14 protein-coding genes, 1 pseudogene and 1 CRISPR repeat array are annotated in these 17,619 nt (G+C 62.0%); of the genes and pseudogenes, 11 read left to right on the plus strand and 4 right to left on the minus strand.

The features are described 5' to 3' along the window. Positions 1–52: 52 nt before the first annotated feature. The 11 genes from cas6 (at position 53) to AC6EKW_RS07935 (ending at position 14,246) form a co-directional block, all read left to right on the plus strand. The gene (gene cas6 / locus AC6EKW_RS07885) at positions 53–835 is read left to right on the plus strand and encodes a CRISPR-associated endoribonuclease Cas6 (RefSeq protein WP_498514099.1); all 783 of its coding nucleotides are present in this window, start codon (positions 53–55) and stop codon (positions 833–835) included. Between the two features lie 4 nt (positions 836–839). Further along, entirely contained in the window at positions 840–2,813 is a 1,974-nt protein-coding gene (locus AC6EKW_RS07890; RefSeq protein WP_498514100.1) for a TM1802 family CRISPR-associated protein, read from the plus strand. Then, positions 2,810–3,817 (plus strand): type I-B CRISPR-associated protein Cas7/Csh2, encoded by a 1,008-nt coding sequence (cas7b, locus tag AC6EKW_RS07895; protein WP_498514101.1) that lies wholly within the window; start codon positions 2,810–2,812, stop codon positions 3,815–3,817. Before AC6EKW_RS07890 ends, cas7b begins: the two co-directional genes overlap by 4 nt. Then, positions 3,807–4,577: a CRISPR-associated protein Cas5 gene (gene cas5 / locus AC6EKW_RS07900; RefSeq protein ID WP_498514102.1), complete on the plus strand. Its 771-nt coding sequence runs from the start codon at positions 3,807–3,809 to the stop codon at positions 4,575–4,577. Before cas7b ends, cas5 begins: the two co-directional genes overlap by 11 nt. Further along, positions 4,574–6,910: a CRISPR-associated helicase Cas3' gene (cas3, locus tag AC6EKW_RS07905; protein ID WP_498514103.1), complete on the plus strand. Its 2,337-nt coding sequence runs from the start codon at positions 4,574–4,576 to the stop codon at positions 6,908–6,910. The genes cas5 and cas3 overlap by 4 nt, the downstream gene beginning before the upstream one ends. Beyond that, positions 6,907–7,404 carry a CRISPR-associated protein Cas4 gene (cas4, locus tag AC6EKW_RS07910; protein ID WP_498514104.1) on the plus strand — a complete coding sequence of 166 codons (498 nt, stop codon included), beginning with the start codon at positions 6,907–6,909 and terminating at the stop codon, positions 7,402–7,404. The genes cas3 and cas4 overlap by 4 nt, the downstream gene beginning before the upstream one ends. After that, the gene (gene cas1b, locus AC6EKW_RS07915) at positions 7,401–8,396 is read left to right on the plus strand and encodes a type I-B CRISPR-associated endonuclease Cas1b (protein ID WP_498514130.1); all 996 of its coding nucleotides are present in this window, start codon (positions 7,401–7,403) and stop codon (positions 8,394–8,396) included. The genes cas4 and cas1b overlap by 4 nt, the downstream gene beginning before the upstream one ends. 6 nt (positions 8,397–8,402) lie before the next feature. Continuing rightward, complete coding sequence (gene cas2 / locus AC6EKW_RS07920) at positions 8,403–8,672, plus strand: CRISPR-associated endonuclease Cas2 (RefSeq protein WP_498514105.1); 270 nt, start codon at positions 8,403–8,405, stop codon at positions 8,670–8,672. Positions 8,673–8,830: 158 nt separating this feature from the next. Further along, positions 8,831–11,491: a CRISPR direct-repeat array (repeat unit 30 nt; unit sequence GTTTTGAGCCTACCTATGAGGGATTGAAAC). A gap of 109 nt (positions 11,492–11,600) precedes the next feature. Next, positions 11,601–12,458 carry a putative RNA methyltransferase gene (locus tag AC6EKW_RS07925; RefSeq protein ID WP_498514106.1) on the plus strand — a complete coding sequence of 286 codons (858 nt, stop codon included), beginning with the start codon at positions 11,601–11,603 and terminating at the stop codon, positions 12,456–12,458. 68 nt (positions 12,459–12,526) lie between these two features. Then, the gene (locus AC6EKW_RS07930; RefSeq protein ID WP_273888965.1) at positions 12,527–13,576 is read left to right on the plus strand and encodes a M42 family metallopeptidase; all 1,050 of its coding nucleotides are present in this window, start codon (positions 12,527–12,529) and stop codon (positions 13,574–13,576) included. Between the two features lie 4 nt (positions 13,577–13,580). After that, positions 13,581–14,246, plus strand: coding sequence for a TrmH family RNA methyltransferase (locus AC6EKW_RS07935; protein WP_273888966.1), 666 nt, complete (start codon positions 13,581–13,583; stop codon positions 14,244–14,246). 4 nt (positions 14,247–14,250) lie between these two features. On the opposite strand, the gene AC6EKW_RS07940 is transcribed toward AC6EKW_RS07935, so the two are convergent. The 4 genes and pseudogenes from AC6EKW_RS07940 to AC6EKW_RS07955 all read right to left on the minus strand — a co-directional run bounded on the left by AC6EKW_RS07940 (position 14,251) and on the right by AC6EKW_RS07955 (position 17,581). Next, positions 14,251–14,997, minus strand: coding sequence for a type 1 glutamine amidotransferase (locus AC6EKW_RS07940; protein ID WP_273888967.1), 747 nt, complete (start codon positions 14,995–14,997; stop codon positions 14,251–14,253). Next, positions 14,994–16,403 carry a MurT ligase domain-containing protein gene (locus AC6EKW_RS07945; protein ID WP_273888968.1) on the minus strand — a complete coding sequence of 470 codons (1,410 nt, stop codon included), beginning with the start codon at positions 16,401–16,403 and terminating at the stop codon, positions 14,994–14,996. The genes AC6EKW_RS07940 and AC6EKW_RS07945 overlap by 4 nt, the downstream gene beginning before the upstream one ends. Positions 16,404–16,423: 20 nt before the next feature. After that, positions 16,424–17,412 (minus strand): annotated as a pseudogene (locus AC6EKW_RS07950) (nitrilase-related carbon-nitrogen hydrolase). A 16-nt stretch (positions 17,413–17,428) separates the two neighbouring features. Then, the gene (locus AC6EKW_RS07955) at positions 17,429–17,581 is read right to left on the minus strand and encodes a nitronate monooxygenase (RefSeq protein WP_498514131.1); all 153 of its coding nucleotides are present in this window, start codon (positions 17,579–17,581) and stop codon (positions 17,429–17,431) included. Positions 17,582–17,619 lie beyond the last annotated feature (38 nt).

Genomic DNA, 17,619 nt, shown 5'->3' on the forward strand with positions numbered 1-17,619 from the left:
ACGCATAATTACCGGTAAATAAATAGTTTGACTCCCAAAGAGGAGGGGGCTTTTGAGACTCAAGATTGCTCTTTCGCCTGAAGATGGCATCCTGTGCCTTCCCCTGCAGTACAACAGCACCCTGCAGGGGTTCATCTACGCTAACCTCGACCGGGCCCTCTCAGGCTGGTTGCACGAGGAGGGACACGCCTACGAGAAGCGACGCTTCAAGCTCTTCGTCTTCTCCCGGCTCTTCGGGAAGCGTGAGATCTCGAAGGGCAAGGTACGCTTCTTGCGGGGAGCCCATTTCTACCTCTCCTCGGCCGACCCGGACGTGCTCTGCTCGCTGGGGGAGCACCTGCTGAGGAAACCATCCGTGGAGCTCGGCAGGAGGAGTTGCCTCGTGGAAGAGGTCGCCGTGGAGCCCGAGCCAGAGATGAACGGGGGGAAGCCCGTGATCGTCAGGGCCCTCTCCCCCATCACCGCCTACACGACGCTCGCCGCACCCGATGGCAAAAAGAAGACCTATTACTACTCACCTTACGAAGAGGAGTGGCGCAAGTCCCTGGTGGACAACATCAAACGCAAGGTTTTGGCGCTGGGCTGGGACACAGACCCCGAGGAGGATCTGAAAGAGGCGAGCATCAGGCCGTACCGGGTGCGGAGCGCGGACCAGAAGGTCCTGCGCTTCAAGGGCACCGTCGTCAAGGGTTGGATGGGCCTCTACGAGCTGAAGATGCCCCGTCCGTACCTGCAGCTCGCCTACGACACCGGCTTGGGAAGCAAGAACTCGGCGGGGTTCGGGATGTTTGAAGTGATCAAACGGAACAACCAGGAGGACAAGAGGATTGCTTGAAGCCATGAGCCGTATCGCGCTGGATTACCTGCGCGAACGCTTACCCTACGACAAAAACGAATCCGAGCCGTGGGAATGGTATCTGCGTGTGCGCAAAAAGAATCCGGAGCTTCTGTTTCCGTATCTCATAGAAGCGGCGCGCGATTCGATGTCTCCCAACTTCTACGTGCTCAGGCCGGATCCCTGCGATTCGCAGGTATCCGTTCTGGAGCAGCGCGAACGCAGAGAAGGAGACGAACTGCGCCTGCCCTTCGTTCAATCCACCGGTTCACAATCGGGTGCGTTGGGCCCGGTGATCAAACGCACCCACGACAAATCCAAAGGCCCTGGTCCATCACAGAAGATCAACGACACCACGCTGAAGGACTTCCGCGAAATAGCGGATTCGGGTGAACCGTGGGCCGACTACTTCAAATACGTGACCACGGTCCTCTCGCGACCCAAGCTACGTTTCCGGGGAGTAGTGTTCGAGGACGGTACCCACGCTCTCGGCCTGGCGATCCGTGAGATTCCGGAGCGTCAAACCTGCTTCCTCAGCGTATTGGACCCCGAAGGAAGGCTTCCCGGCGAGGTCGACGCGTACATCGAGTACCTGAGATCCATCCTGGCAAGAGAGAAGTACTCGACCGGCAAGCTAAAGCCCGTGGACGACGGACGGTGCGCGCTGAGCAACATGCGCGGGACGGTCTACCCCAACGCCCTGGCCGGTGCCGGGCTGAACCTGAGCAACGCGGATCGCCTCGGCGTTTTCCCGGGCCTCGACGATGGAGCCGCGTGGAAGAAGTTCGCGCTCTCTGCGGAGGTCGCAGATCTACTGTACGTATTTTCCTACCACGTGCGCGACCGCTTCCTGGCCCGTGTCGCCGGGGAACGCGCCCTGCTCGTGCCCTATACCACCCTGGACCCTGATAAACGCCTGAGATTCATACGATGGGTCGAAGACAACTACGTCCCGAAAGTCAGCAAGGGAGAACCACTTGTCCGTCAGGAGAGGAAGCTCGAAAGCATGGCGAACGAGGAGGACGTGGTCACGAGCATAACCATCCTGTGGGCGGACTTCGGACAGAAGCTGGAGAACGTGCGCGGGATGGTTACGGACGTATTACCCTCACGGCTGCGGGCCATCTCCGAGGTGGTCAACGAGGTGAACAAAGACCGGTCTGCACCGTTTCCCGAGCTCGAGTACGGAGAGCAGCTGAGGCTGGACGTCGCTTTCAACTACCTGAACGAGCTGCTGAAACACCCCGGTGGCAAACGAACCGAGAAGGCCAACAAAGGCTCAAGGCTCTTCGAGCTCAAGAGAGACACGGCAGCCGCGGCTTACCACAGCCGTCAGGTTCCGGTCGAGAGGTTCTGGGAGGAAGTCCGAGACATCTCCGAAGCGTATCTGTTGGATGCGCTGGAGCGAGGTTCTTACGGTCTGATCAACGAAGGGAGGAGCAAGAAGGGAGATGCCTACCTCACGATGGCCGGCTGGGTGCGACACCTGTGTCGCTTCATCTACTTCCTGCGAAGACTGGGGGTGTACCCGATGATGGATGGATGGCGGTACGAGCCGCAGACCGAACGGCTCCGCGGGTTCTTCGCCGATGCCGACGGGCGCACCGGCATAGACACGCCAGAGAAAGCGTACGCGTTTCTTCTGGGGGCGTTGTTCGGGAAGCTCATGCAGGTCCAGGCCGCGCGCGGGGTCAACGTCGGAGCCAACGCTCTACCCTGGCTCAAGCGCTTCACCCTGACCGGCAGAGACCTGCCCGAGCTGTACGTCAAAATCCGGGAGAAACTCCTGACCTACGGCACCGAGTCGAGCCCCGACGTTCGAGACATAATCGAGGAACTGGGACACCTGGGCACCATCCTCGGCACCGACATAAAGCTGAACCAGACCGAGACCGGTTACTTTCTGCTGCTCGGCCAATCGCTGAGCAGGACATTCATGCCGACCAGGACCAGCGACGAGAGAGAGGAGATCGCGTGATCGCGCAAGACACCCTTACTTCCCGACGGGAGTTCCTTTTCTGCTACGACATCCGCATGGGCAACCCGAACGGCGACCCGGACGAGAACCGCCCGCGCATCCTGCCCGACGGCACCTACTACGTCAGCGACGTGCGGCTCAAGCGTTTCGTCCGGGACTTCCTCAAGATGCAGGGCCACGACATCCTCGTGGACAGCATCGAGGGCCGGACGACCAACCTTACCGGGCGTGTCGGGGCCTACCTGGAGCAGAAGGGGAAGCGGGAGGCGGACGGACAAGAGTTGGTGCAGATCATCCTGGATTCTTTCATCGACGCCCGGATGTTCGGCAGCACGCTGGCCTTCAAGAAAGGCGAAGAGAAGGAGGCGGGCGTCAGGCCTCGTGAATGGAAGCCGGAACCCAAAACCCTCACGGGCGCTGTTCAGATCGAACAAGGAGAAGTGATCCATCCAGCCCAGGAAGTGGACATCCGCGGAACCAGCATCTTCGGTAGCGCCGAGGAGAAACGGCAGGGTACCTTTACCGAGAATTTCGTGTTGCGCTACGGCCTCATTGGCTTCAACGGGATCGCCAACGAGCACAGCGCCGCGAAGTCGCTCTTCACCGACGAAGACTACGCAAAGCTGCTGCACGCCCTGTGGAAGGGCGTACGCTCCGCAGGCAACACCCGCACGAAGGCCGGCCAGGTGCCCCGGTTGCTGGTGAACATCGTATACAAGCCCGGCTCGGAGTTTCAGCTCGGCAGACTGCTGGATTACGTAAGGCTCGAGGCTGTAGACGGCCAGAAGGCACCCGAATCGTGGAGCAGTCCGCTGGATTACGTCGTGGATCTCGCGCTCCTGCGGGATCGTCTGGAAGAATATGCGCACCACGTCGAGCGGGTAGAGTACGATGTACATCCCGATCTGCAACTCACACCCGGGGACGAGGACTTTCTCAAAGGTTCTGCAAGTTTTGAGGTGAGGCACATCAACTTCGACGGCCCGGGAGAAGATGATCGATAGCCAGGACACCAGGCCGGTTGTTGTCCTCAAGTATACGGGGCGGTTCGGTCACTTTCTGAGGGCCGAGGCGAGCGCCAGCGCCCTGAGTTATCCGGTGCCACCCCGTACAGCGTTGCTCGGCATGATCGGTGCGGTCCTGGGGCTCGAGAAGGATACGCCGCAGGTCGAGTTGAAGGACGCGATGATCGCCGTTTCGGGGCGCATCCCACGAACCCACTGGCACCGGGTAAAACTTCGCAAAGACCCGCCGGCTCTGCTGCCCAGAAAGGTAAAGGCCGGAGCCAAAGGCAGCTCCACCGGCGAGAAGGCCACCTTGATCAAGCAGGAGTGGCTCCTCAACCCCGCTTACACCGTAACGGCCTGTCTACCCGAAGAGCATCACGAGGAGTTCGTGCTCCGGATGCGAGAGCGCCGCTGGCACTACTCGCCCTGCATGGGCCTCAGCGAGATGATCGCCCGGCTCGAGTTCGTTGCAGAGGGAACGGCCCGCGCTTTGCCGGCAGGCAGCGAGATCCTTTGTTCCAGCGTAGCCAGAAGAGAAGGCGCGACCCTGGACGGTCGACGGATGCTCGAAGCTTCAACCAACGGAGAGCCCATGGCAATCCTGCCCCTTCGAATGCCGCGCGCGGTCACCGAAGACCGGGTCTTCACACATGCAGAATACCTGATCGAAAGGTCCGGCCTCCCCATCCCGGTGCGTGCCGATGAAGCCTACGAGGTGCGCACCCCCCGAGAAACCAAGACGGTGATATTCCTGTGACAGAGAAGCGCGCCCAGGAATTTCTATCTCACCCAGACAAGCTACTGTCCGAACACGTCGCGGAGGTGAGAGAGGCGGCGAGGTCAATACTTTGTCTGCACGCACCCGACCCTGCGCGTGAGCGATTGATCTCGGAAATCGTAAGCCTGCACGACCTCGGCAAGGCCAGCCCTGCCTTCCAGGAGTACATCCGAGCCCCTGAAGGTTACCGTGGCGAACGCAACAAGAAGGCCCATACGCCCGTCGGGTTCGCCGTGACCCTATTGCTGGGAGATGGCATGGGTCGCGACCCGTTCTGGACGCTGTGCGTGGCCGCGGCAGTGCTCGGCCATCACTCGGGTTTTCCGAACGCCCACCGCCTCACCGACCACTTCCTGCTGAGCGACGAGTGGGCGGAAATAATCGAAGAGCAGGCGGCCGGGATACCGGCTCGGGAAATCTCTGAATTCACGGGCTTTTCACTAGAAGAGATACTGGGCAACCCAGGGCTCTGCGATGATGCTTATGACGTGGCGGAGAGGCTCATCGAAAACCTGCGGGAAAAAGCACGCACGCATCTTCGGGAAGCGGTCGCGGACCGGTTGAAGATGCAGTTCGCGTTCAGCGTCTTGCTGGAAGCGGACAAGGCCTTTCTGGTACTGTCCGCCGACAGAAAAACCGATTACAGGAGCGTCCCAAAGGAATACCTGCCTCCCACGCTGGTGAACGACTATCTGCGAGGCTCTGGGGAATCACCGATCAATGCTCTGCGCTCACAGGCTCGAGAGGAAACCTTGAAGAAGATCCGCGAAAATCCCCATCAGCGCTTGTGGACTCTGGCTTTGCCCACGGGTCTGGGCAAGACGTTGACGGCGGCGAGCCTGGCCCTGAGCCTGCGCGAAGCTGCCGCATCAGAAGGTCGAGCCCGGCGCATCTTCGTGGTTCTGCCCTTTCTCTCGATCATAGATCAAACAGCGCAGGTCTACGGCGAGCTACTCGGGCACCCTCCCCCTTCCACGTTAATGCAAAGCCACAGCCTCAGCGAGCGCATCTACGACACCGAGAACGAGCGAGATGCCGAGTTCTTCCTGGACACCTGGAACTCGGAGATAGTCATCACGACCTTCGATCAGTTTCTTCTTTCCCTGTTCGACGACCGCACCAGATATCAGATGAGATTCCACAACCTGGCGGATGCCGTGCTCGTCTTCGACGAGGTGCAGACCCTACCCACGCAACTGTGGGATCCACTCGACCACGCGCTGCAAGGTCTGACACAGCATCTGAACAGCACCGCCATCCTCATGTCCGCCACACAACCAGGCTTCGTAACGGGAACCGAGAACCTGATCGAAGATCCCACTCTCTACTACAGGGCTTTCGGCCGCTACCGTCTATCGCTCAAACACAAACGCTCTATGACCCTGAACGAGTTTGCAGAGAGCTTACTCGCACGTCAGAACGAACTGGAAGAGGAACGTGTTTTGATCACGCTGAATACAAGAGCCAGCGCTCGAGATCTCTGGAAGATCCTCTACGAAGAATGGAAGACCCCAATCCATCTACTCTCCGCAGACATAACGCCGAAAGACAGACTCGCCGTCATAGAAAAAATAAAAAGTTCGCGAGATCCCTGCCTGGTCGTTTCCACCCAGGTCATAGAGGCCGGGGTGGATATAGACATGGGATTGGTGATGAGGGACTTCGCGCCGCTGGACAGCCTGATCCAGGTCGCGGGCCGTTGCAATCGGAACGGGGCCGAGCCGCGCAAAGACGTGGAAATATACCATCTGACCAACGACGCGCACCGACCTTTCGCCGAGATGGTGTACACGGTGGGCCGCGGTAGCCCGGACGTGAGGCTCGATGAAACGCGCAGTGTTCTCGAACCTTATGACAGCATACTCGAAGAGGATGTGCTCTGTGTATGTGAAGAATACTTCTCGCGATTGCGAAGTGGGAAGAACCTCGGGTCGACACATACCCTTAACTGGGCCTCTCTGGCCAAGCAACAACCCAACATACAGGTTCTTCTGCGAGGTGAGAGGGACTGCCAGGTACGTCTGATCGTGGCAGAGAGAGACGAAGGCGACCTGCAATCAGAGCTGGAAGAAGCACTGAAGATCAAGGACCGCTGGGAACGTCGCCGCTCGCTACGCAAGCTTGCCGGACGAATCGCCCGGGTTACGGTATCGGTCTGGGCAAGAAACGACTGGCATCCGGGTGAAATAGCCGAACCCATCGGCAACTACAATCCAGATGAACCGTACTGGAGACATCCATGGTGGATCGTCCGCCCGGGCAACTACGATCCCGAGACCGGACTGATCCTGGAGGGAGACATCTTCGTTTGAAAGCCGAGATCACAGGCACGCTGGTCTGGTACTACGAGATTTGTCCACGCGAGGCCTGGTTGATGGCTCATCAACTGGAGCCGGAGAGGGAGTTCGAGCTTCTATCCGAAGGGAGACTCAACCAGCTCGAACACTACGAGCGCTCGATGAAGGAATTGAGCCTTCCGGGCATGAAGCTGGACCGGGTCCGCAGGGAGGGAGACCGGCTCGTCGTCTCCGAGGTGAAGAAGTCTTCCCGCTACCTGTCCGCAGCCCGTTTGCAGCTCGGCTACTATCTATGGCGTCTGTCCCGGCAGAACATGGTGGTTTCGGGAGAGATCCTCATCCCCAGTGAACGCAAGAGGGAAGTGGTCGAGCTGACGGACGAACTGATTGCAAGGATCGAACGCACGCTCTCGGAGATAGAGGAACTGCTCGAAAAACGAACACCTCCTCCAGCCAGGAAAATCCCGTTCTGCAGAAGGTGCGCATACGCGGAGTACTGCTGGTCGTGAGGAAGCCAATCTACATCTTCAACGCCGGAGAGCTGCAACGTCAGCAGAACACGCTGCGCTTCACGCTGGCGGACGGAGGCAGGCGATTCGTGCCGGTGGAGACGACGGGTGAGATCCACGTCTTCGGCGAGATCTCGGTGAACACGAAGCTCCTGGTCTTCCTCTCGCAGAACGCCATCCCGCTGCACGTCTACAACTACTACGGCTACTGGTCAGGCTCGTACATGCCGCGCGAGCAGTATTCCTCGGGATACATGACGCTCCAGCAGGCCTCCCACTACCTCGATCCGGAGAAGCGCATCGAGCTGGCCCGAACCTTCGTGCGCGGGGCGATATCGAACATGGAGCGGGTGCTCGGCTACTACGCGCGGCGCGGCGTACAGCTGGAAGACGCCCTCTCCGGGCTGGCGGCGAAGAAGGAGGCTCTCCCGCTGGCTCTCACGACGGAGGAACTGATGGCGCTCGAGGGCGGTTGCCGAGATCTGTACTACGGTTGCTGGGACGAGATCGTAAAGAGCGGAGACTTCCGCTTCGAGAAGCGCACCCGCCGCCCTCCGGCGAACAGGATCAACGCGCTCGTCTCCTTCGGCAACAGCCTGCTCTACGTCACCGCGCTCTCCGAGATATACCGCACACACCTCGACCCGCGCATCGGGTACCTGCACACCACCAACCAGCGCCGCTACACGCTCAACCTCGACGTGGCCGAGATCTTCAAACCCATCATCGTGGACCGGGTGATCTTCTCCCTGCTCAACCGGGGTACGATACAGGCAAAGCACTTCCTGAAGGGAACGGAAGGGGTCTTTCTGAACGAAAACGGACGCAAAACGTTCATCGAAGCGTACGAGGCGCGCCTGAAAGAAACCATCAAACACCCGAAACTCGGTCGCCCGGTCTCCTATCGGCGCCTCATACGGATGGAGCTCTACAAACTCGAGAAACACCTGATGGGTGACGAGCCTTACGAGCCGTTCGTAAGCCGGTGGTAGGAGCGCGTGTACGTGATCATGGTATACGACGTCAACGTAAAGCGCGTGGTCAAAGTGCTCAAGATTGGCCGCAAGTACCTCGAGCACGTCCAGAACTCCGTCCTCGAAGGTGAACTCAGCCCCGCACAGTACAAGAAGCTCAAGCACGAGGTGAGCAAGGCCATAGACCCCGAGGAAGACGCCGTGCGCTTCTACCTGCTCCGCAGCACGAGATATCTCTCCACCGAAGAGCTCGGACTCCCCTCCCGCTCAGAGCAGGAGACCAGCTTCCTGTAGTCGCGTCGACCTCCGATAGCGCATCACCCTCCGGAGATCGACGCACGAAGATCTGGCTTACCCAAGCGCTTTGCTCTATAATCAGGTTTAAGAGCAAGAAAGTCGCGGGAGAAAGGAGGAATCCGCAAAATAGCTGCAAAACCGGCATTTGGGCGTTGGTTTTGAGCCTACCTATGAGGGATTGAAACCGGTGGACGAGAGGACGTGTCTTTCCATCGACCACGAGGTTTTGAGCCTACCTATGAGGGATTGAAACGGTGGTATCCGCCGCGACGGAGACCTTCTGGAACGGACGTTTTGAGCCTACCTATGAGGGATTGAAACTAGCGGTCCCAGGCGCCCACGGCCCGGAGCGTGGCCCGTTTTGAGCCTACCTATGAGGGATTGAAACGAAAAGCTCTCCTCGCGCGTCCCTGTCCTCCCCTCTCGCGTTTTGAGCCTACCTATGAGGGATTGAAACTGTACTCGTCCTGGCCCACCACCTCCTTGAGCTTCGTTTTGAGCCTACCTATGAGGGATTGAAACGAGTCCCGGAGGATATCAGGACCTGGCCCGGAGACGAGTTTTGAGCCTACCTATGAGGGATTGAAACTAGAGCGTGAGGATCCCGCTGCGCGGATGATAAACCGCGCGTTTTGAGCCTACCTATGAGGGATTGAAACCGGCGTGGACCGTCACGGCGGGGCAGGCCATCATCGCCGTTTTGAGCCTACCTATGAGGGATTGAAACCGGATGCCACCGGCCGGATCAAGGCCGTGAACGAGGCGTTTTGAGCCTACCTATGAGGGATTGAAACGAAAAGCTCTCCTCGCGCGTCCCTGTCCTCCCCTCTGTTTTGAGCCTACCTATGAGGGATTGAAACTAAGAGACTGCAGATACTCTTTCGCTGCTTCCCCCGTTTTGAGCCTACCTATGAGGGATTGAAACCGGTGGTATCCCATCCCCGTGTCCACCGCTGGCGCGGGGTTTTGAGCCTACCTATGAGGGATTGAAACTGTGGCTCACCTCACCGCCACAGGATGAGCCAGAGGACGACTAGTTTTGAGCCTACCTATGAGGGATTGAAACTCTGAAATAATGCGGGCGCTCGCAAGAAGATTGGCCACGTTTTGAGCCTACCTATGAGGGATTGAAACTCTGCACCTCGAACTCAGGCTCCCTGGCGGAAGCCTGTTTTGAGCCTACCTATGAGGGATTGAAACCGGATGATGTAGCCGGCTCCCCGAGCGACGATCTTGTTTTGAGCCTACCTATGAGGGATTGAAACAGGCGGGTTGCTCTTCCACGAGCCGGGGATCTGATCCCGTTTTGAGCCTACCTATGAGGGATTGAAACCCGGTGATCTCGCTCCACGCCGGCACGTACGACGCAGTTTTGAGCCTACCTATGAGGGATTGAAACACTTCATACCCTTCGTACACGCGAAGTTCCGTGACGGTTTTGAGCCTACCTATGAGGGATTGAAACCCTCCGCTGGCTGCCCTTTCCGTCGCGGTCCTGGCGCTGGTTTTGAGCCTACCTATGAGGGATTGAAACGTGAACCGGAGGGCCCGGCGCGGAGGGCGGGGCCGGGTTTTGAGCCTACCTATGAGGGATTGAAACAACAGCGCGGGGCCGGGGCCGTGGTCGGATGCCGTCGTCGGGTTTTGAGCCTACCTATGAGGGATTGAAACGCAGTCGCTTCATCGTCTCTTCTCCTCCCTTCTCGGTTTTGAGCCTACCTATGAGGGATTGAAACCGATCGCCGGTCTCATCGCCATACTCTCTCCGCTTGCGTTTTGAGCCTACCTATGAGGGATTGAAACTCGGAATAACGCGAGCCTGGCGGATGAACGTATGGGTTTTGAGCCTACCTATGAGGGATTGAAACTCTGCGGGGGGAGGGGCGGTGATCCGGGAGCCGAACCGCAGTTTTGAGCCTACCTATGAGGGATTGAAACAACGACTTGAACGCGAGGAAGCCGTAGCGGTCACCCGGCGTTTTGAGCCTACCTATGAGGGATTGAAACTCGTATGCATAGACTACGCCGAGCGTGTAGTCGGCGGTTTTGAGCCTACCTATGAGGGATTGAAACCAGCCATAGTCGTCCTTTCTTTTTCAGGGAACATTCCTGGTTTTGAGCCTACCTATGAGGGATTGAAACCGATCGCAATCGGGGCCATCGCCGGCCTGGTGGCGGTCGGTTTTGAGCCTACCTATGAGGGATTGAAACGAGACGCCGGCTGGGACGGTCTCATCGGGTGATGCGGTTTTGAGCCTACCTATGAGGGATTGAAACTCGGCCGGGCGCGTAGTGGTCCACGCCGCACCATCCGTTTTGAGCCTACCTATGAGGGATTGAAACCCGTAGGTCTTCCTGAGATCGTCGATCTTCTTCAGGAGTTTTGAGCCTACCTATGAGGGATTGAAACCGCTCAAAAGGCAGCACGCCAGGCTTCCCGGATATCATGTTTTGAGCCTACCTATGAGGGATTGAAACTCGCGCGGTAGGGGAGAACCTGCTTGCGCCACAGCTTCGTTTTGAGCCTACCTATGAGGGATTGAAACTTCGGGGAAGACCCGGCAGGAGGCATACCGGAAGATGGGTTTTGAGCCTACCTATGAGGGATTGAAACCCTCCGCTGGCTGCCCTTTCCGTCGCGGTCCTGGCGCTGGTTTTGAGCCTACCTATGAGGGATTGAAACGTGAACCGGAGGGCCCGGCGCGGAGGGCGGGGCCGGGTTTTGAGCCTACCTATGAGGGATTGAAACCGGCTCCAGCCCAGAACGCATATCGTGCGCTCTCGAAGTTTTGAGCCTACCTATGAGGGATTGAAACAGCTCTGCTATGAGCTCGCGCGTGCGGGGCGCGAGCTCCCGTTTTGAGCCTACAAAGCATTCTACTTTCTGATAGATGGTTGTCGTCTTGTATCCTGTGGAAGGACGAGATGCTCGATACGGTGGTACACTTGCTGCGCTGTCCGGTCTGTCACGGGCCGCTTTGCGGTGGCGAAGGCGTTCTGTACTGCGGACTCGGGCACAGCCACGACGTGGCCCGGCAGGGTTACGTGTCTCTCTTCGCCCCGCCGGGGCGCGTGCACACGGGGGATTCGGCGCGCATGATCGCGGCGCGGGAGCGCTTTCTGGGGTCGGGGTTCTACGATCCCATCGCGGAGGCCGTGGTCTCCGAGGCGCTCGGGGCGCTCGGCCTGCGGAGAGGTAGAGAGGGATGTGTCGTGGATCTCGGGGCGGGGACGGGGTACTACCTGGCGAGGCTGCTCGAGGCGCTGCCCGGATGGAGGGGGCTCACGCTCGACGCCTCTGCGGCGGCGCTGCGTCGGGCCGCCCGGGCGAATCCCAGGATCGGAGCCGTCGGCTGCGACGTCTGGAGAGAGCTCCCGGTCGCGGACGGCGCGGTAGCGCTCGTCCTGGACATCTTCGCCCCGCGCAACGCGGCCGAGATCTCGCGTATCCTGGAGCCCGACGGCGTGCTCATCGTCGTGACGGCGCGCAAGGATCACCTGCGCCCCCTGAGCTCGCTTCCGGGCATGCTCTCTGTGGAGGAGGACAGGCCGGATCAGATCGAAGCCTCTCTCTCGAAATCCTTCGATCCGCTGCGCAGGCGCAGCCTGGATTTTTACATCCACACCGGCCGCGAGAGCGCCTTGGACGCCGTCATGATGGGGCCCTCCGCCCGACACGTCGAGGAGGAAGAAGTCCGGCGTCACCTGGGGAGCATGCCGGAGCCGTTAAAGGTCGAGGTCTCGGTCGAGATCATGACGCTGCGCCGGGCGGAAGCCCTTTGACGGTTCGTGGCGGCGCTGCTAGGCTCTCTTCCGGCCCATGACCGGTCGGACAAGAAGGAGAAGGATAGATGCCGCTCGACGAGGAGCTTTTCAGACGCCTGATCGAGACGCCCTCCGTGCCGGGGCGCGAGGAAGAGCAGCGCGAGATAGCGCGTGAGGTGCTGGGAGGGCTGACCGACGAGGTGAGAACCGACCCGCTCGGCAGCGTCATCGGGACGAAGAAGGGCCGGGAGGACGTGCGGGTGATGGTCGCGGCGCACATGGACGAGATCGGCTTCCTCGTCAGGCAGATAGACGACAAGGGGTTCCTCCGGCTGCAGCCCGTCGGCGGCCATGACCCGGCGAACATGATCTCCCAGCGGGTGATCGTTACGACCCGGGAGGGAGAACGGCTGCGCGGGGCGCTGCAGCCCGTCCGCAAGCCGCCGCACGTAGCGGGCGAGGAGGCGAACCGGCTGCCCAAGCTGCAGGAGTTCTTCGTCGACCTCGGGATGGCGGCGGAAGAGGTGCGAGGCAAGGTCCGCATCGGAGACTACGTGACGATGGACCGCACCCTCGAGAAAGTCGGCGGCTGCTACATGGGCAAGGCGATGGACGACCGGGTGGGCCTGCTGGTCATGTACGAGGCGCTCCGGGCGATGAGGTCGAACGAGGCCACGGTGCACGCGGTGGCGACCGTGCAGGAGGAGGTCGGCCTGCGGGGGGCCGCAGCGAGCGGATGGGGCCTCGAGCCGAGCGTGATCGTCGCGCTCGACATCACGCTCGCGCTCGACGTGCCCGGGAGCGCGGAGGAAGATCGCGTCGCCGAGCTAGGCAAAGGCGTGGCCATAAAGATCATGGACTCCTCCTTCATCTCCAACCCGAAGCTGGTCGAGCACATGAGGAGGATAGCCGAGCGCGAGGGCATCGATCACCAGATGGAGATCCTGCCGCGCGGCGGCACCGACGCAGGGGGCGTGCAGCGGCTGCACGGGGGCATCCCCGCGATAACGCTCTCGGTCCCGGCCCGCTACGTCCACTCGCCGAACGAGATGGTGGCCGCCTCCGACGTCGAGGCCGCCTTCACCCTGCTCGCCCGTTACCTGGAAGAGGCGCACACCGGCGACTACCGTCTCTGAGGAGATGGACGAGCACCTCAGGGAGGTCTTCTGGAGCATGCTCAGCCCCCGCCGGGCCCGGCGCATGCTCGAGGTGCTCGAGAACCGCACCCGCTACGTAACCGTGCTGCTCGAGGCGGTCGACGACGGGCACAACCAGGCGGCCGTGCTGCGCTCGGCGGAGGCCTTCGGGGTGCAGGACGTCTCGGTGGTCGAGGGTGAGAAACCATTCTCCCCCAGCCCCGGGATCACGCAGGGCTCGGACAGGTGGCTCACGATCCACCGCCACCGCAGCATCGAGGAGGCCGCATCCTTCCTGCGGGAACGCGGATACCGGCTCTGGGGGAGCCGACTCGACGGGAACGCCGTGCCCCTGCAGGAGGTCGACCTCTCCCGCCCAGCCGCCTTCCTCTTCGGCAACGAGCACGAGGGGCTCTCCGGGAGGGCGCTGGAGCTGGTCGACGGCACCTTCGTCGTCCCCATGCGCGGCTTCGTCCAGAGCCTCAACATCTCGGTCGCCGCCGCGATAACGCTCTTTCACGCCACGAACCGGGCCCGTGCCGAGGCAAGAGAGGACTACCCGCTCGACGAAGCCGCCCGCAGGGAGGTGCTGATGCGCTGGATCTCGACCACGAACCCCCGCGCCCGACGGGTGCTCCGGGTGCTCGAAGGGAGGGGTGGAGGACGCTAGAAACTCACGCCCTTCCCGAGGTGATCCTTTCGGCCATAGCCCGGAAGGCTCTCTCCTCGAGCCCGTCGTCCAGGGGTTCGAGCTCGAAGGAGCCGTCCACCCTCCTCAAGGCGGTCGCGATGAGGTGGTCGGTGAACCAGGGGTTCTTGGGCAGGAGCGAGCCGTGGAGGTAGGTGCCGTAGGCGTTGAGACGGCGCGCCCCCTCGGTGCCGTCCTCGCCGTTGTTGCCGTATCCCGAGACGACCCTGCCGAGCGGTTCGACACCACCGAGATAGGTCCTCCCCCCGTGGTTCTCGAAACCGACCAGCTCCCGCTCCTCCCCGCCGAGAGAGGTGCGGACGAGCACGTTCCCGATGAGCCGGGCTTCGTCGGGGCGGCGCGGCCTGGTGTACAGGTCGAAGACGCCGATGCCGGGGAGCCTCTGCCCCTCGGGGGTTTCGTAGTGGTGGCCCATCAGCTGGTAGCCGCCGCACACCCCGAGCATCACGCCCCCGTCCTCGACGATGGCCCTCAGATCGGCACCCTTGCTGCCGGAGAGGTCCTCGGCCAGGAGCGCCTGCTCCCGGTCCTGGCCGCCGCCGAAGAGGAAGACGTCGCAGCCGGTCGGCCTCAGCTTCTCCCCGAGGTTCACCTCGACGACCTCGACCGGTATCCCGCGCCACTCGCAGCGCCGGACGATCGAGATCACGTTCCCCCGGTCGCCGTAGAGGTTCATCATCCGGGCGTAGAGATGGTGGACGGTGAGCTTCATCTGTCCTCCCAGAAAGGATGGGTGTAGCCCATGTCGCTCAGGGCCCTGCGGATCTCGAGCATCGCCGTGTAGGTGGGGAGCACGTAGAGCGTCTCGCCGGGCGGCGTCGCCCCGAGCGCCTTCTTCAGCGCCTCCCTGCGATCCGGGACGACCTCCCCTACCGGAAGGTCGGCGTACTTCAGGCGCACGGCCATGTCGTGGGCCCGGATCCCGCTCACCCGGAAAGGCGGGAGCCCCTCCCGGACGTCCCGGAGCATCTCGAAGTTCACGTCCCACAGCCAGGAGACGTCGCGCCCGTCGGCGTCGTTGTCGTTTATGGCGATGAGGACATGGGTGGCCTCGCCGGAGAGCATGAAGGTCCGCAGGATCTCGTCGAACCCCACCGGGTTCTTGATGAGCAAAAGGAAGACCTCCCTATCCTCGGCCCGCACCCGCTCGACCCGCCCGAAGGCCCCCCTGAAGGACTCCAGGCCACGCGTGATGTCCTCGAACCCCACCCCTACCTCGCCGGCGACGGCCGCGGCGGCGAGCGCGTTGTAGACGTTGTAGAGCCCCGGGAGCCTTATCCTGACCTCGCGCTCACCGGAGGGGGTGCCGAGGAGAAACCTGGTTCCCCGGGACCCCTCCAGCGCCACCCGGCTCGCCCGGTAGCGGACACCGGGGCGGGAGAAACCGCAGCCCGCGCAGCGGTAGAGTCCGACGTGGCCCATGTATACGGCCTCGTAATCCAGGTGCCTGCCGCAGACGGGACAGTCGCTCGAGTCCGCGATGTGCTCGAGCCTCCCGGTATCGAGCCTCCGGTCCTCGACCCCGTAGTAGACGGCCTTCCCCGCGGAACGCCCGAGGCTCGCCACCAGCGGGTCGTCGGCGTCGAGCACGACCGATCCCCCGGCCGGCAGGTGTTCGAAGGAGGATGCGATGACCTTCGCGGTGTAGGCGAGCTCCCCGTAGCGGTCGAGCTGGTCCCGGAAGAGGTTGAGCACGGCGAGGACCCGGAGCCCGGCCTCCGCGGCGACCTTCGGCACGCTCGCCTCGTCCACCTCGAAGAGCCCCAGCCCGGAGCGGGGACGTCCGAGAAGGTCGGCATCCGAGACCAGAGCGGCGGTCACGCCCGTGATGAGGTTGGCCCCCGTCGAGTTGTTCACCGCCCGGATACCGGCCACGCGCAGGATCTCCGCGACCATGCGCGTGGTGGTGGTCTTGCCGTTGGTCCCGGTGATGGCGACCGCGCCCTCCGGGAGCCGGGAGGAGAGCTCGCGCAAGACGCGCGGACAGACCCGGCGGGCGACAACCCCGGGGATCGTCGATCCTCCACCCCGTCCGAGCGCCCGGCTGGCCATCGCCGCTGCGCGGGCGGCGATGACGGCCGCCGGAAGACGCGGGTCTGCGGAAAGGTTCTCGTTCACCGCCCGGATTATATTTGCAATCAGCCGCGGGTGACGGGCGGCTTCGGGCTCTCATCGATGTAGAGCCGGAAGACGTCCGGACGGGAATAGTGGCCGACCACGTCGAAGTCGTACTTGCCGCGCGCTATCTCATCGAGGTCTATCCCGGCCGAGACGATCGTCTCCTCGCCGAAGACCGGCCCGGCGAGAACCTCCCCGAGCGGTGAGACGATCACAGAACCCCCGCGGCAGAGTACGGCCTCGGGATCTTTCTCTTCTATGGGATAGTCCTCCGGGTAGTCGCGACGGCGGGCGAACTGGTTGGCAGATAGCACGTAGCAGCGTCCCTCGCAGGCTATGTGGCGCATCGTCGAGATCCAGGTGTCGCGAGCGTCCGCGGTGGGGGCGCAGTAGATCTGGACGCCTTTGGAGTACATCGCCATCCGCATGAGCGGCATGTAGTTCTCCCAGCAGATAACCGCCCCGATCCTCCCTACCGGGGTCTCGAGGACCGGCATCGTCGAGCCGTCACCAAAACCCCACACCAGGCGCTCGGCGGCGGTGGGCATCAGCTTGCGGTGCTTGCCGAGCAGGGCGCCGTCGGGCCCGAAGAAGAGCACACAGCAGTAGAGCGTTCCCCCATCCCGCTCTATGACCCCGGCGACGAGGTACACCCCGTGCCTGTTGGTCATCTCCCCGATCCTCTCCGTGTCATCTCCCAGATCCTCTCCGTGGCCGGGCCGGGAACTTCCACCGAGGAAGCCCAGTAGCGCCGGAACCACTCGCGCCCCTCCGGGGTGCGGGATCCCACCACGGCCCCGAAGGTGATCCCGCGCGGGTACCCCCCGAAGAAAGCCTCGGGGAAGACCACGAGCTTCGCCCCTCCCGCCGCAGCCTTCTCCAGCAGCCTCTCGGCCTTCTCGAGGGTGGCCTCGAGATCGAAGGCTACCGGCGCAGCCTGCACCACGGCCGCACGAAAGGTGTTCTCCGTCCGGGCTCCCACCCGCCTGGATCCGGGCCGCGTCAACATGGTGCCATCCATCATCCTACCCCTCCTCTCCGATGACCCGGGCGGCTTCCCGCAGCCGCTCCGGGGCTCCGTAGCCGCCACCGACGAGCCCGAGAGCTCCAGCCTCGGAGACCGCCGCGGCGAGGCGCCCTCCGGAGACGCGGCCATCGGGGCGGAGACTATCGGGTATTCGAGGCCGAAGGCCCGGGTGAGTTCGGTAACGAAGGG

The organism is Rubrobacter sp. M3-4, assembly GCF_059772285.1.